Annotated in this window: 10 protein-coding genes; 7 read left to right on the top strand and 3 right to left on the bottom strand. The window is 68.2% G+C overall.

Annotated elements, in window-relative coordinates:
* The first annotated feature begins 98 nt into the window (after positions 1-98).
* Entirely contained in the window at positions 99-2,138 is a 2,040-nt protein-coding gene (locus BXU08_RS15050; protein WP_077510797.1) for a TonB-dependent receptor, read from the top strand.
* Here the strand turns inward: BXU08_RS15050 and BXU08_RS15045 are convergent.
* Positions 2,123-3,232 carry a glycosyltransferase gene (locus tag BXU08_RS15045; RefSeq protein ID WP_077510796.1) on the bottom strand — a complete coding sequence of 370 codons (1,110 nt, stop codon included), beginning with the start codon at positions 3,230-3,232 and terminating at the stop codon, positions 2,123-2,125. The two genes, BXU08_RS15050 and BXU08_RS15045, sit on opposite strands and share 16 nt — an antisense overlap.
* Before the next feature lie 163 nt (positions 3,233-3,395).
* On the opposite strand from BXU08_RS15045, the gene BXU08_RS15040 reads away from it, so the two are divergent.
* The 3 genes from BXU08_RS15040 to BXU08_RS15030 are packed head-to-tail and all read left to right on the top strand — an operon-like array spanning position 3,396 to position 6,074.
* Positions 3,396-4,349, top strand: a complete 954-nt coding sequence (locus BXU08_RS15040; protein WP_253190388.1) for a hypothetical protein — start codon at positions 3,396-3,398, stop codon at positions 4,347-4,349.
* A complete protein-coding gene (locus BXU08_RS15035) occupies positions 4,346-4,858 on the top strand; it encodes a DUF2141 domain-containing protein (protein WP_077510795.1) in 513 nt (170 codons plus the stop codon). Before BXU08_RS15040 ends, BXU08_RS15035 begins: the two co-directional genes overlap by 4 nt.
* A gap of 10 nt (positions 4,859-4,868) precedes the next feature.
* Entirely contained in the window at positions 4,869-6,074 is a 1,206-nt protein-coding gene (locus tag BXU08_RS15030) for a glycosyltransferase (RefSeq protein ID WP_077510794.1), read from the top strand.
* On the opposite strand, the gene BXU08_RS15025 is transcribed toward BXU08_RS15030, so the two are convergent.
* Both BXU08_RS15025 and pepN read right to left on the bottom strand, forming a co-directional pair.
* On the bottom strand, positions 6,005-7,561 hold the full coding sequence (locus tag BXU08_RS15025) for a glycosyltransferase family 39 protein (RefSeq protein WP_077510793.1): 1,557 nt from the start codon (positions 7,559-7,561) through the stop codon (positions 6,005-6,007). The two genes, BXU08_RS15030 and BXU08_RS15025, sit on opposite strands and share 70 nt — an antisense overlap.
* Positions 7,562-7,733: 172 nt before the next feature.
* Complete coding sequence (pepN, locus tag BXU08_RS15020; protein WP_077512454.1) at positions 7,734-10,322, bottom strand: aminopeptidase N; 2,589 nt, start codon at positions 10,320-10,322, stop codon at positions 7,734-7,736.
* A gap of 110 nt (positions 10,323-10,432) precedes the next feature.
* On the opposite strand from pepN, the gene BXU08_RS15015 reads away from it, so the two are divergent.
* The 3 genes from BXU08_RS15015 (at position 10,433) to BXU08_RS15005 (ending at position 15,433) form a co-directional block, all read left to right on the top strand.
* A complete protein-coding gene (locus BXU08_RS15015; protein WP_077510792.1) occupies positions 10,433-12,103 on the top strand; it encodes a M28 family metallopeptidase in 1,671 nt (556 codons plus the stop codon).
* 76 nt (positions 12,104-12,179) lie between these two features.
* Positions 12,180-13,790 carry a M28 family metallopeptidase gene (locus BXU08_RS15010; RefSeq protein ID WP_150125546.1) on the top strand — a complete coding sequence of 537 codons (1,611 nt, stop codon included), beginning with the start codon at positions 12,180-12,182 and terminating at the stop codon, positions 13,788-13,790.
* Positions 13,787-15,433 carry a M20/M25/M40 family metallo-hydrolase gene (locus BXU08_RS15005; RefSeq protein ID WP_077510791.1) on the top strand — a complete coding sequence of 549 codons (1,647 nt, stop codon included), beginning with the start codon at positions 13,787-13,789 and terminating at the stop codon, positions 15,431-15,433. Before BXU08_RS15010 ends, BXU08_RS15005 begins: the two co-directional genes overlap by 4 nt.
* Positions 15,434-15,440 lie beyond the last annotated feature (7 nt).

The raw sequence follows: 15,440 nt of genomic DNA, 5'->3' as shown, positions 1-15,440 counted from the left end.
CGGGGTCCACCAAGCGGCCGGGCGGGACCCTGACAAATCTGGGAGATTCCTCGCGGCGCAGTGGACCCCGGCACTTCGGCGGGGGTGACGGGCTATGGATGGCGGCAGCGGCACTTCTTCTCCCTCTCCCCGCACTCGCCCAGACGGACCCCGACGAAATCGTCGTCACCGGGCGCGGGCTCGATGCGCCGCCGGGCGAAGCGGCCTATGCCGTGGTCACGATCGAGCGCGAACGCCTCATCGCCACTGCAAGCAACCGGCTGGAGGACGCGCTGCGCGACGCCGCGGGAGTCGCGCAGTTCCGCCGCTCCGACTCGCGCTCGGCACACCCGACCAGCCAGGGCGTTACCCTGCGGGGGCTCGGCGGCAATGCGTCGAGCCGCGCGCTGGTGGTGCTCGACGGCGTGCCGCAGACCGATCCGTTCGGCGGCTGGGTGGCGTTCCCCGCCTATCTGCCCGAACGGCTCGCGGCGATCCGCATCACCCGGGGCGGCGGCAGCGGCTATGCCGGCCCCGGCGCACTCGCGGGCACGATCGACCTGATCAGCGGATCTCCTGCGGACCTCGGCGCGCTCCAGCTGCGCGCAGCCTATGGCAGCCGCGACAGCGTCGACGCGACTGCACTCGGTTCAGCGACACTCGGCAGCGGCTTCGTCACGATCGCCGGGCAATATGCGCGCGGCGACGGCTTCGTGCCGGTGGTCGAGGGGCAGCGCGGCCCGGCCGACCGCGCAGCACCCTATGAGCAGGCCAGCCTCGCGCTGCGCAGCGTCGTCGACATCGGCGGCGGCGCCGAGCTCCAGGCCAATGTCTCGGGCTTCACCGACCGGCGCGACCGCGGCGTCGATTTCACGCGCGTCGCCAGCGACGGCGCCGATGCGAGCATCCGGCTGGTCAAGCGCGGCGGCTGGGGCTGGTCGGCGCTGGCCTATCTGCAGACGCGCCAGTTCGCGAGCGGCTTCGCCAGCGTCAACGACACGCGCACCGCCGCGACGGCGACGCTCGACCAGTACAGCGTGCCCGCCACCGGCGTGGGCGGACGCATCGAGGTCCAGCCCCCGATCGGCGGCGGCGTGACGCTGCGGCTGGGCAGCGACGTGCGCCACGTCTCGGGCCGCACCCAGGAGCGCTACACCTATGTCGCAGGCGCCCCGACGCGCCGGCGCGTGGCAGGCGGCGAAAGCCTAACCCTGGGCGGGTTCGCCGACGCCAGCTACGAAGCCGGCCCGCTGACGCTAAACCTGGGCGGTCGCCTCGATCGCTGGACGATCACCAACGGATTGCTGGTCGAGACGCCGCTCGCAGGCGGCGCAGCGCTGACCGATCTCGGCTTTGCCGACCGCAGCGGCACCGAGGCGACGGGGCGTGTCGGCGCCGCGCTAAAGATGGGCACCGTGACCTTCCGCGCGGCGGCATATCGCGGATGGCGGCTGCCGACCCTCAACGAACTCTATCGCCCATTCCGCGTCGGCGCCGATGCGACCGCCGCCAACGCCGCGCTCGATCCCGAGCGGCTGACCGGCGCGGAGATCGGGCTCGACTGGCGCCCGACCCCGACACTGACGCTGCGCGCGACCGGCTATTGGAACCGGCTCGACGATGCGATCGCCAATGTGACGATCGCCAAAGGCCCCGGCACCTTCCCCGGCGTCGGCTTCGTCTCGGCCGCCGGTGCATATCGCCAGCGCCAGAACCTCGACGCCGTCGAAGCGCGCGGCGTCGAGCTCGACGCGCGGCTGGGCACCGGCCCGCTCAGCTTCTCGGCATCCTATGCCCTTGCCGATTCGCGGGTGCGCGCTTCGGGCGCCGCCGCAACGCTCGACGATCTCCGTCCGGCGCAGACCGCGCAGCACCAGGCATCGGCGACGCTGGCCTGGATGCGACGCGATCTCGGCGGCGCACTCACCGCCCGCTATGCCTCGCCACAGTTCGAAGACGACCAGAACAGCCGCGAACTCGCCGATGCGCTGACCTTCGACGCCGTCGCCGCGCTGCCGCTGACCGGCAGCCTGACCGCCGAGCTGCGCGCCGAGAATCTCGCCGATGCGCGAATCGAGGCGGGGATCAGCGGCCCCGGAGTGATCGAGCGCGCGACGCCGCGGACCCTGTGGTTCGGGCTGCGCTACCGGATGCGCTGAACCTCGGCGCGAGCATCCACCAATCCGTCGAACAGCGCGAGGTAGTCCGCAATCGGATCGCCGCCCGCCAGCACAGGCGCAGGGCGCGCGCGCCCCGGCGTCAGCCAATAGTCCAATGCCGCAACCAGCCCGACGGCGTCTTCGCGCGCGATCACGCTGCCCAGTTCGGCCCCGTCGACGATTTCGCGCACCGCCACGCTCGATTCGGTCGACACCACCGGCGTCCCCACCGACAGTGCCTCGCGCAGCACCCCGGGTACGCCTTCATAATCCGAAGTCAGAACCGCCACCGCCGCGCCCTGCAGCGCGGGAAGCGGATCGCCGGCATGCCCCGGCATCGAAACGCGATCACCCAAGCCGAGCGACGCGACTTGCGCTTCCAGCGTCGCGCGCTGCCCGCCTTCGCCGAGGATCAGCAGGCGGACGTCGCCATCGGCGATCTTTGGCAACGCGGCGATCAGCCGGTCCCAGCGCTTCTGCGGTTCGAGCCGCCCGACGCCGACGATGTACCGTCCCGCGGGCAGTTCGACCGGCACGGCGTCGGCACGCGCGGTGGCAGGCGGGTTGGCGATCACGCTCACCCGCTCGGGCGGCATGCGCATCTCCGTCACTGCCTCCGCCGCCATCGCCGGCGTCATCGCGACGACATGGTCGAGGAAGCGCCGGTGGAGCCGTAGCCAGCGCCGGTACGCCCAGGCGGCGGCGGCGCCCTGTTCGGGCCGGACGAGCGCATTCGAAACCTTGGCGACGATCGGCGGACAGGCGCGGCCGAGGTCGAGCCGAGCAAGCGCGGCGACGGCGCTATAGTGGTTGCCGGGGCAGAAGATCAGGTCCGGCTTGGTCGCGCGGACATGCGCGCCGAGCCGGAACAGCGCCGAATAGCGGGCGTCCTCGAGCTGGATCAGTTCGATGCCCGCGGGGATCTCGTCAGCCAGCGGCCCTTCGTCGCTGCCGAGCACCAGCGTGACCCGGCGCCCCTCGCGCAGCCACCCTTGCGCCATGCGCAGCATCGCGCGTTCGACCCCGCCGCCGCGCATCGTCTGGGCGCAGGTGAGGATGTGTCGGGCGGTGGCGGCGGGGGTGCGGTGCGACATATGTCTTGTAGATTGCCACGCTTACGCCCAAATCGCCCCAGCAATAAACCGCATTCTGCTGTCAGTTGGCCATCTCCGCACGGGCGCGCACATTCGGGGGGCGATGCAAGACGCGGAAACAAAGCGAAATTTGTTTTGACGTGTCTGCAGCGGAAATGACCCAGTGAACGAACCAGCAGTGGAGGCTTCGGTGAACACCAGCGCTGTCGAAGCTCCGTTGGCGAGCACGCCGGACCTTGCGGGCCTGGAGCCCGTCGAAAAGATCAGGCGGCGCTGGCCGATGCTGCTCGGCGGCGCGCTGACGCTGCTGATGATCGGCGCGCTGGCGCACGAGCTGTTCGATTCGGGGCTGGCCGGGCTGTCGCGCCGGCTTCCGACGCACCCGCTCTTCTATATCGCGTTGCTGCTCTATTATCTGGGGCCGCCGACCTTCGACTATGTGATCTTCAAGCGGCTGTGGAACATCCCGATCGCCGGCATGGCCGCGCTCCACAAGAAGCGCATCTCGAACGAAGTGCTGATCGGCTATTCGGGCGAGGCCTATTTCTACGCCTGGGCACGCCAGCGCACCCAGATGGTCGCGGCGCCGTTTGGCGCAGTGAAGGACGTGACGATCCTGTCGGCGATCGCGGGCAACGCGGTCACGCTGGCGATGATCCTGCTCGCCGCACCGTTCGGCATGGGCCTGCTCACCGGCACCCAGCAATATTGGGTGTGGGGATCGATCGCGATCATCATCGGCACCTCGCTCCCCTTCATGATCTTTTCGCGCCGCGTATTCTCGCTGCCGCGCAGCATGCTGTGGTGGATCTTCGGCGTGCATTGCACCCGCATCCTCACCGGTTCGCTGCTCATCGCCGTCGCGTGGCATTTCGCGCTCCCCGAAGTCTCGATCGGCTTCTGGCTGCTGATGGCCGCCGGCCGGCTGCTCGTCTGGCGCCTGCCGCTCGTCCCCAACAAGGAAGTCGCTTTCGCGACGATCGCCGGCGTGGTGATCGGCCAGGGCGAGGCGCTTCCCGAACTGATGGCGCTGATCGCGGCGCTGACGCTCCTGGCCCATGTCGCGCTGATCGCGGGCTTCAGCGCGCACGCACTGATCACGAGGAACAAGCAATGATTCGCCCTGCCCTTCTCTCCCTCGCCTTGGCCGCGGTGGCGCTGCCCGGCGCCGCACGCGCGCAGGACCCGCTCGACGGCTCCTGCGCTGCGGGATCGGGACCCAAGCTGTACGTCAACGTAACGGGCCTCAAGGATCGCAGCGGCCGCCTCAAGCTCGAGCTCTATCCGGGCAACGAGGAGGATTTCCTCAAGGACGACCGCACGATCAAGGCCGAGGGCAAGCAGATGCGCCGCGTATGGGCACCCACGCCGGCCGCAGGTGCCGTCAGCCTGTGCATCCGCGCGCCGAGCGCGGGGCAATGGGCGCTGCTGTTTACGCATGACCGCGACGGCAAGAACAAGTTCAACTTCTGGCAGGACGGCGCCGGCTTCCCGAGCAATGCGCGGCTCGGCCGCAGCCGGCCCAAGGTCCGCCAGGCGCTGGTCAACGTGCCCGCCAGCGGCGGCCAGATCACCGTGCGTGCCCAGTATCTGAAGGGCCTAGGCGGCTTCGCCCCGCTCGACTGAGGAGACGGCCATGCGGATCGTCGACGTCAACGAATTCTACTCGCCCACCGGCGGCGGGGTGCGCACCTATATCGATCGCAAGATCGGGATCATGGCCGATATGGGTCATGAGCTGACCGTGATCGCCCCCGCACTGGAAGACGGCGTCGAGGATCGCCCGGGCGGCGGCCGCATCCTGTGGGTCAAGTCGCCGGCACTGGTGCTCGACCGCAACTACTGCATCTTCGTCAAGGACGAGCCGGTGTGGAAGCTGCTCGACCAGCTTCAGCCCGACATCGTCGAATGCAGCTCGCCCTGGCTGCCGGCCTGGACCGTCGCCAACTGGAAGGGGCCGTCGCTCAAGGTGTTCTTCGCGCATGGCGACCAGATGGGTGCCTATCCGCAGCGCTGGCTCGACAATATCGCCACGCCGATCCAGGTCGAGCGCGCCTTCGCCTGGTACACGCGCTACATGAACCGCTTTCTCGGCCATTACGACGCGTTCGTCACCAACGGCCCGGCGCTCGCCAAGCGCTTTCGCCGGCGGGGGATGACCGTCGATGCGTCGATGCCGCTGGGGATCGAGCGCAGCTGGTTCTCACCCGATCTGCGCGACGAGAAATTGCGCATCGCGCTGCTCGAGCAATGCGGCCTGCCGCCCGAGGGGCATCTGCTGCTCGGGCTTGGCCGGCACCACAAGGAAAAGCGCTGGCCGCTGGTGATCGACGCCGTCGAGTCCGCCGCGACCGACATTCCGGTCGGCCTTATCCTGATCGGGGACGGCCCCGAGCGGCGTCACCTGGAGCAGCGCATCGCCGGCAGCCCGCATATCCGCATCTTCCGCCCGGTCTATGACCGCGTCCGCCTCTCCCGCATCATGGCGAGTTGCGACGCGCTGATCCACGGATCGGATGCAGAGCCGTTCGGGCTGGTCGCCTCCGAGGCGCTGGCTTCCGGCCTGCCGCTGATCGGGCCAGACGAAGGCGGGTTCGCCGAGATCGCCGATCCGCTGTTTGCCGAGACCTATGCCGCGCGCGACGCGCTGTCGGCCGCCGCAGCGGTACGCCGGATGTTCGCACGCGAGCCCGCGATCCTGCGCGCCGCCGCGCGCGTCGCCGCCGGCAAGGTGCGCAGCGACCGCGACCACACGGTCGAGCTCATGGCCTATTATGAGGGGCTGCTGGCCGCCAAACGCGGTGCCGGCGGGACCCCCGCGGTGCTGCCCGGCGCGGCGTAGACGTCGAGCATCAGCTTGCCGAGCGGATAGCGGCCGCGCAGCGTGTAGCGGCGGTCGCGCAGCTTGGTGAGGACGAGCGCACGCGATTGGGCACGCTCGCCCGAAAAGGCCGGCGCCATCACCACGACTTCCGGCTTGCGCGCGAAGATCCGCGCGATCTCGGCAAGCTGGTCGACGCCGATCGCGCCATTCTCGCGCTCGCGCGACAAATGGCTGGGGAACACCCAGTCGGACAGCGTGCACCGCCCGCTATGCCCATACAGGCTGACATTGCCCGAATAGACATAGAGGCAGCCGCGGCCATGCCCGATCGCCTCGACCAGCGTCTCGAGCTGCGCGGCGTCGCCGCGATGCCACTTCGCGCTCCACACGGTATATTCGCCGCCGACCCCGGCCGCGAGCAGCAGGATCGGCGTGACGACCTTCCGCCCGATCGCATTGCTGCCGAGGAACCCCGCGCAGCACACGCAGGCCGGCAGCATCACCGGCAGCGCATAATGATTGAACCAGGTGCCGAACAGGATGAGCCCGACCACCGCGGCGATCAGCCAGCCGAACATCAGCGCGCGCACCGGACGCTCGCTTTCGTCGCTGACCGGCACATGGCGCGACAGCCCGCTGACGACGAGTAGCGGCCCGAGGATCAGCGCGACCTTGAGGAAGGCGCCGAGCAACACCAGCGCAGGATCGCTCTGGCGATCGAAGATCGAGCCGAAATTGGCGTAGAACCACGCCTCGCCTTGGCCGATCGCGGCGTAATAGCCCCAGGCGATGATCGTCGGCAGCATCGCCGTCGCGACCAGGCTCAGCCCGAACCGCGCAATGCGGTCCGGCCCATGGCCGAGGCGATGTTCGCGCCACAACAGCCAGAGCCCAAGGAACATGCCCTCGAACAGCACCGAATATTTGACCTGCAGCGCCAGCCCGATCAGCGCCATCGCGGCGACTGCCTTGCCGCGGCGGAGCGGATCGGAATCGGCCGAGGCGGCGCACGGCAAGGCGAGCAGCATCGCAAGGCCGGTGAGGAGATTGTAGAAGACCGGCGCCTGGCCGCTCTGTCCGTCGCCATAGCCGAGCATGAAGATGTAGAGCAGCGCTGCGACCAGCCCGCCCCGGCCCCAGCCGGCATGGTCGGCGAGCCGCAGGATGAGGCAGGCAGTGAGCACCACGCTGGCCAGCGCCATCGCCTGATAGACCCACAGCCCGGCCACCGGGCCGAACGCCGCGCCGGGGAGGTAGATCAGGAACAGCCCGATCGGCTTGCGATCCCAGATGTCGACGAACGGCAGGGCGCCGTCGAGCATGCGCTGCGCCGTGTAGAAATAGAATTCCTCATCGACATGGACGACCGGGTTGCCGAACGCGACGGCGCGCACGACGATCGCGGCGAAGAGCAGGATCGCCCAGTTCGGGACCGTATCGAGCAGTGCAGCAAGCGGCGGCAGGCGCGGCGCACGTACCGCCGCGACGGGGCTCTCGCCTGGCATCAGCGCGGCATGACCCGGTGCTCGGCGGCCGGACTCCGGGACAAGTGCATCGATAATAGCCTTGGTTGCGACCGCGTTGACCGTTGCTTAGCGGACCGCCCCACCCCTGTCACGAACCCGCCCGCCCGTCGGTTCCGGGCTTGTCCCGAACCGGCAACCGCTGGGCGCTGCCCTAATCCAGCGACTTGCTCGCCTGTTCGAACATGTCCTTGCTCAGCCCCGGCGTCGCGACGATGCGTTCGAGCTCGGCGCGCATCTTGGCGGCACGGCCTTCGTCGAAGCGCTTCCAGCGGCCGAGCGGCGGCAGCAGCTTGGCCGCGGTCTGCGGATTGAGCTTGTCGAGCGCGATCAGCTGGTCGGTGACGAAGCGGTAGCCGCGGCCCGACACGTCGTGGAACGCGCGCTGGTTGACGCTGAATGCACCGATCAGCGAACGTGCACGATTGGGGTTCGACAGCGTGAAGTCAGGATGCGCGGCCAGCCGCTCGACGACCTGCAGCGCGTCCTCGCGCGCCGACAGCGCCTGGGTCTGGAACCATTTGTCGAGCACCAGGCCATTGCCCTGATAGCGCTTGTAAAACGCCTCCAGCGCTTCTTCGCGCAACGGCGAGGCGCCGTTGACCAGCGTGGTCAGCGCGCCCTGACGGTCGGTCATGTTGTCCGCACCGCTGAACTGGTCGAACGCCAGCTTCTCGGCATCGGCCGCGCCGCTTGCCGCGATATAGCCGAGCGCCACTGTCTTCAGCCGCCGCGCGCCCTTGGCCGCGGGCGAATATTCAAAGCGATTGGCGAGGCTGCCTTCATAGGCGGCGCGCCATTCGGTCGCGAGCGCCTTGCCGAGATCCTGGCGGAGCGCCTCACGCGCGCGAAAGATCGCCTCGGGCTCGACCACCGGCATCTGGTCGCCGATGAAGCTGTCCGACGGGAGCAGCACTGCCTCCGCCACGAAGGCGCGGTCGAGCGCCGGGTCGGTGAGCGTATTGCGCACTGCCTCGATCACCGCAGTATGGTCGGTGCCGCCATTGGCGACCGACGCGACCAGCGTATCGAGCATCAGCTGCTGCATCGCCTCGTAGCGCGCGAACGGATCGTCATCATGCGCCGAGAGGAAGGCGAGGTCCTTGGCCGTCCGGTTGGTATCGACCACGATCGGCGCGGAGAAGCCGCGATTGACCGACAGCACCGGCTGCTCGGACAAATTCTCGAACACGATCTCGTGCGTCTCGTCCTTGAGCAATACCAGTTGCTCGTCGCACATCGGCCGCCCGGTGATCGCGCCGAACAGCTTGACCTTGAGCGGGATGACCATCGGTTCCTTGACCGGCTGGCCCGGAGTCGGCGGGACGTGCTGGCGCAGCGTGAGGCGGGCGCGGCCGCCCTCCTGCGCAAGCGTCGCCGAGACGCGCGGCGTGCCGGCCTGGCTGTACCAGCGGCGGAACTGGGTCAGATCGACGCCGCCGCCCTGCTCCATCGACTGGACGAAATCCTCGCACGTCGCGGCAGTGCCGTCGAACCGGTCGAAATACAGATCGGTCGCGGCGCGGAACTTCTCGGGGCCGAGGATCGTCGCCATCATCCGGATGACTTCGGCGCCCTTGTTGTAGATCGTCGCCGTGTAGAAGTTGCTGATCTCGATATATTCGTCGGGGCGCACCGGATGCGCGAGCGGGCCGGCATCCTCGGGGAATTGCGACGCGCGCAAGCCTCGGACATCCTCGATCCGCTTGACCGCGGCGCTGCCCTGATCGGCCGAGAAGCTCTGGTCGCGGAAGACCGTGAAGCCTTCCTTGAGCGAGAGCTGGAACCAGTCACGGCAGGTGATGCGATTGCCCGACCAGTTATGGAAATATTCGTGCGCGACCACCGCGGCGATCGCGTCATAGTCATAGTCGGTCGCGGTATCGGGGTCGGCTAGGATGTAGCGACTGTTGAAGACGTTCAGCCCCTTGTTCTCCATGGCGCCGAAATTGAAATCCTCCACCGCGACGATGTTGAACACGTCGAGGTCGTACTCTCGGCCATAGACCTTCTCGTCCCACGCCATGCTCAGCTTGAGCGCGTGGAGCGCATGATCGGTCTTGGCGAGATCGGGGCTGCGCACCCAGATGCCCAGCTGCACTTCGCGCCCCGACATTGTCGTGAAGCTGCCGCGATTGGCGACGAGATCGCCCGCGACGATCGCGAACAGATAGCTCGGCTTGGGGAAGGGATCGTGCCACTCGGCCCAGTGCTTGCCGCCTTCCAGATCGCCCGACGCGATCGGATCGCCATTGGCGAGCAGCACCGGGAAGCGCGCCTTGTCGGCAGTCAGCTTGACCTTGTAGCGGCTGAGCACGTCGGGCCGGTCGGGGAAGAAGGTGATGCGGCGAAAGCCCTCGGCCTCGCACTGGGTGCACAGGATCCCACCCGAGGCATAGAGCCCCATCAGCTGGGTGTTGCGCTCGGGCGCGATCTCGACTTCGGTCTCGATCTTGTGCGCGGCGCCGGTGAGCGGGACCACAAGGCCGCCGCTTTCCATCGTCCAATCCTCGGCGACGACGCCGTCGACCCGGACGACCAGCGCAGTCAGCCCCTCGCCGGCCAGCCGCAGCGGCTCGGCATGGCTGCCGTTGCGCTCGACCCACAGGGTCGTGCGGACGCGCGTCGCGGCGGGATCGAGATCGAAGTCGAGTGCGATCTCGGGAACGCGCCAATCGGGCTCGCGATAATTCTCGCGGCGCGTCACTACGGGCGCCTGGGTTGCGGTCTGAGCGTCTGCCATCATGATCGCGATATAGGACCAAGCCCCCTCGCCGCCACTAGAAACTGTCCGCTTGCCTAACGGTTTCGCGCTGCTACCGGTACGGTATTCCAGACTTTTGAGGACTCTACATGCTTCGATTGACTGCGCCGTTCGGCTTGATCGCGCTGATCGCCGCCCCGGCGCTCGCGCAGGACGCCGCGGCGCCTACGCCTGCCCAGACCAACGCCATCGTCAACGCCGAGCTGCCCGCCGACCAGGCAGCACTCAAGAGCCACATACTGTTCCTCGCTTCGGATCAGATGCGCGGGCGCGAGGCGGGAAGCGCCGAATATGACATCGCCGCGCAATATGTCGCATCGCAATTCTACGCAGCCGGCCTGCGCCCCGCGGGCGACGACGGCGGGTATCTCCAGAAGGTGCCGCTGCTCAGCTACAAGCCCGCCGACAAGGGCAGCATGGCCATCGCCGGCAAGGGGCCGTCGGCCGCCCTCGTGTTCGGCGAGGACTATGTGCCTGCGGGCAACCCGAGCAAGCTCGACTATACCGTGACCGCGCCGGTGGTGTTCGTCGGCCAGGGCATCGTCGGGCTCGGCCGCGACGACTATAAGGGCGTCGACGTGAAGGGCAGGATCGTCGCCTTCTTCGCCGGCGCGCCTTCCAGCTTCCCGGCCGAGGAGCGCGCCCATTTCGGCAGCGCCGCGACCAAGGCCGAGATCGCGCTGAAGCGCGGCGCCGTCGGCTATGTCACGCTCGAATCGCCGATCGCCGGCCGGGGCAATTATGCGTTCAAGACGATCGCTGCCACCTGGGATCGGCCCCGTGTCACCTGGGCGCGCGCCGACGGCAGCGGCTACATCCCGACTCCGGCGAGCCCCAGCCTCGGCACGATCAGCCAGGCCGGCGCGGCCAAACTGTTTGCCGGCGCGCGGACGCCCTGGGCCAAAATCCTCGAAGCCGCGAAGAAGGACGGCGCGACCTTCAAGGCGATGCCGCTTCCCGCGACGCTCACCGTCGCGCTCAAGACCGCGGCGAGCCCGATCACCAGCTACAATGTCGCCGGCATGCTGCCGGGCAGCGATCCGGCGCTGTCGAAGGAAGTGGTGGTGCTCACCGCACATCTCGATCACGTCGGTGTCGGCAAGCCCAATGCCCGGGGCGACACGATCTATAACGGCGCGATGGACAATGCCGTCGGCATCGCCTCGCTGATCGAGGAGGCCAAGCGCTTCAAGACCTCGGCCAAGCCGCCACGGCGATCGATCATGTTCCTTGCAGTCACTGCCGAGGAGAAGGGTCTGGTCGGTTCCGACTATTTCGCCCAGAACCCGACGGTGCCCAAGGCGGACATCGTCGCCAACGTCAATCTCGACATGCCGATCATCAACTACAAGTTCGAGGACGTGACTCCGTTCGGTGCGGCGCATTCGACTTTGGGCGAGACGGTGGCGCGCGCTGCTGCCCAACTCGGCGTAGGCGTGGGCGGCGATCCGCGGCCCGACGAGGCGTTCTTCGTGCGATCGGACCATTATCGCTTCGTCCAGCAGGGCATTCCCTCGGTCTTCCTGTGGCCGGGCGAGAAGGGCCCCGGCAAGGCGGCGACCGATGCGTTCCTGAGCACCCATTATCACCAGCCTTCGGACGATCTCGTCCAGCTGCCGGCGATCGACTGGGAATCGGGCGCGCGCTTCGTCGACGTCAATTATCGCATCGCCCGCGAGATCGCTGACGCGGACCAGAAGCCGATGTGGAAGAAGGGCGACTTCTTCGGCACGCTGTTCGGCGGACCGATGCAGAAGTGACTTCAACGCCCCTCCCCGCAAAGGGAGGGGCTACTGTTCCCTGCCCTCCCCGCTCCGGGAGGGGAATGAAGGCAAGATGATGCGTACCTCCCTGCTCCTTCTCCCCCTCCTCTTCGCCACGCCGGCCCTCGCGCAGGAACTCCCCCCGGCCGAGGCCGCGCTCAAGGCGCATGTCGCCTTTCTCGCTTCGGACGCGATGCGGGGGCGCGATACGGGCTCGAACGAACTCGCCGTCGCCGAGCAATATGTCGCCGCGCAGATGCTCGCCGCCGGGCTCAAGCCCGGCGCAGCGAACGGCGCATGGCTCCAGCCGGTGCCGCTGGTGTCGTTCAAGGGCGCCGATCACGGCACGCTGACGCTCACCCGCGGTGCGACCACGACCACGCTCGAATGGGGCAAGGACTTCGTCGCCCGATCGAACGCGCGCGAGGCGACGCTCGTGCTGTCGGCGCCGGTGGTGTTTGCCGGCTATGGCGTGATCGACCGCGCCACCGGCCATGACGACTACAAGGGCCTCGACGTGAAGGGGAAGATCGTCGCGGTGCTGCGCGATGCCCCGCAATCGCTGCAGAGCGAAGTCCGCGCGCATCTGAGCCAGCCCGAGGAACAGGCCCGCACCGCCGCCGAACGCGGCGCAGTCGGCGTGATCCTGATCGAGGGCAACACCCGCCACGCCGTCTTCCCGTTCGAGGCGAGCATCGGCTATTGGAACAGCTCGAGCATGACTTGGGCCGATCCCGATGGCCGGGCGCATGCGCAGGGGCCGAGCGCCCCCGCCTTTGCCTATGTCGGCATGGTCGGCGCCGAAAAGCTGTTCGCCGGCTCGAAGATCAAATGGCCCGATGTCCTCGCCGCCGACAAGGCAGGCAGGAAACTCCCGACCGGCGCGCTCGGCGTGGTCGCCCAGGGCACCGCCAACACCGAGATCAAGACGCTCACCGCCAACAATGTCGTCGGTCTGCTCGAAGGATCGGACCCGGCGCTGAAGGGCGAATATGTCGTGATCTCCGCCCATCTCGATCACGTCGGCGTCGGCAAGCCCGATGCGAAGGGCGACACGATCTACAATGGCGCGATGGACAATGCCGTCGGCACTGCCGCGATGCTCGAAGTGGCGAAGGCATTCACTGCCACCGGCAAGCGCCCGCGCCGCTCGATCCTGTTCGTCGCGGTCACTGCGGAGGAAAAGGGCCTGGTCGGTTCGGATTATTTCGCTGCCAACCCGACCGTGCCCAAGGGCAGCATCGTCGCCGACGTCAATCTCGACATGCCGGTGCTCACCTACAAGTTCGAGGATCTGGTCGCCTATGGCGCCGATCGCACCAGCATCGGGCCGACGGTGGCGGCGGTCGCCGGCGCCGAGGGGCTGAAGCTGACGCCCGATCCGGCGCCCGAACAGGCCAGCTTCGTGCGCTCCGACCATTACAGCTTCGTCCGCGCCGGCATTCCCGCGGTGTCGCTCGAGCCCGGCCCGGGTGGCCCGGGCAAGGCGGCGATCGAGGAATTCGGCGAGAAGCATTATCACCAGCCGTCGGACGAGGTGAGCCTCATCGATTTCAGCCAGGGCGTCCGCTTCGTGAAGCTCAACTATGCGATCGCCCGCGCGCTCGCCGGTGCCGACCAGCGTCCGCTGTGGAACAAGGGCGATTTCTTCGGGACGCTGTACGGCGGCCCGGGCGCGAAATGAGCCTGCCGCGCAGCCCCTTCACCTTGCCCTCCTCCCTAGGGAGGAAAATTTTCCTCGCCGCATTGCTCTTCGCGTTCCCGGCCTCCGCCCAGCAACTTCCCCCCGAACAGGCGGCGCTGAAGGCGCATGTCCAGTTCCTCGCGTCGGACTCGTTGCGCGGGCGCGAGGCGGGGACGCGCGACTATGACATCGCCGCCGAGTATGTCGCCGCGCAGATGGAAGGAATAGGGCTCAAGCCCGGCGGCGAGCAGGGCTGGCTCCAGCCGGTCGGCCTCGTCACCTATCGCCCGGCCAAAAAGGCGAAATGGACGCTTACCCGCGGCGGCACTGCGATCCCGCTCCAGTTCGGCATCGACTTCGTCAACCAGGGCATCCCGACCACGCCGGACTTCACTGCCGAGGGGCAAGTCGTCTTCGCCGGCTATGGCCTGGTCTATCCCGAGGGCAAGCGCGACGATTATCGCGGGCTCGACGTGCGCGGCAAGATCGTCGCGCTCTATGCCGGCGTGCCCGCCGGGCTGCCCGACGACGTCGCCGCGCATCTGGGGGACGATGACCAGAAGGCGCGGCTCGCCCAGGCCCGCGGCGCCAAGGCCGTGATCATCCTCGAATCGATCGAGCGCCGCGCCGAATTCCCGATCGAGGCGATGGCGCCCTATTACAACTACGAGCGCACCAGCTGGGTCGCCCCCGACGGCAAGGCGCATAGCGTCGCCCCCGGCGCACCGGTGGTCGGCTATGTCGGGCAGGCGGGCGCCGAGAAGCTGTTCGCCGGCTCGCGGATCAAGTGGCGCGACGTGCTCGGCGCCGAACGCCGCGGCACCCGGCTGCCCACCGGCCCGCTGGTCGGCACGCTCAAGCTGGCGGCGAGCACCCGCGTCGCCACGAAGCGCAGCAGCAACGTCGTCGGAATCCTCGAAGGCTCGGACGCTGCGCTCAGGAGCGAATATCTCGTGGTCTCGGCGCATCTCGACCATGTCGGCGTCGGTGAGCCGGAAAAGGGCGACAGGATCTACAACGGCGCGATGGACAATGCCGCGGGCATCGCGACGATGCTCGAAGTCGCCCGCACCTTCCAGGCATCGGGCCAGCGCCCGCGCCGGTCGATCCTGTTCGTCGCGCTCACCGCCGAGGAGAAGGGGCTGGTCGGCTCCAGCTATTTCGCCGCGCAGCCCGGCCTGCCCACGGGCAGCAGCCTGGTCGCCGACATCAATCTCGACATGCCGATCCTCACTTTCGCGATGCAGGACATCGTGGTGCTGGGCGGCGAGCGATCGAGCCTCGGCGCGACCTATGCCGCGGCGGCGGCGACGGAGGGACTGAAAGTCGTCCCCGACCCCGCGCCCGAGGAGATGTTCTTCATCCGATCGGACCATTACAGCTTCGTCCAGGCGGGCATCCCCGCCGTGTCGATCGATACCGGCCCCGGCGGACCCGGCGCGGCGGCGCAGCAGGACTTCCTCGCCAATCACTATCACAAGCCCTCGGACGACATGGCGCTACCGATCGACTGGGCGACGGCAGTGAAATTCACCCGAGTCAATTATGCCGCGGCGCGCGCCGTCGCTGATGCCGACGCGCGGCCGCGCTGGAACAAGGGCGATTTCTTCGGCGTCCAGTTCGGCGGCCATGGCGCGCGCTGAACCGGTC

Source organism: Sphingomonas sp. LM7 (genome assembly GCF_002002925.1).
GTDB lineage: Bacteria > Pseudomonadota > Alphaproteobacteria > Sphingomonadales > Sphingomonadaceae > Sphingomonas.
This window is presented reverse-complemented; position numbering and strand designations above follow the sequence as displayed.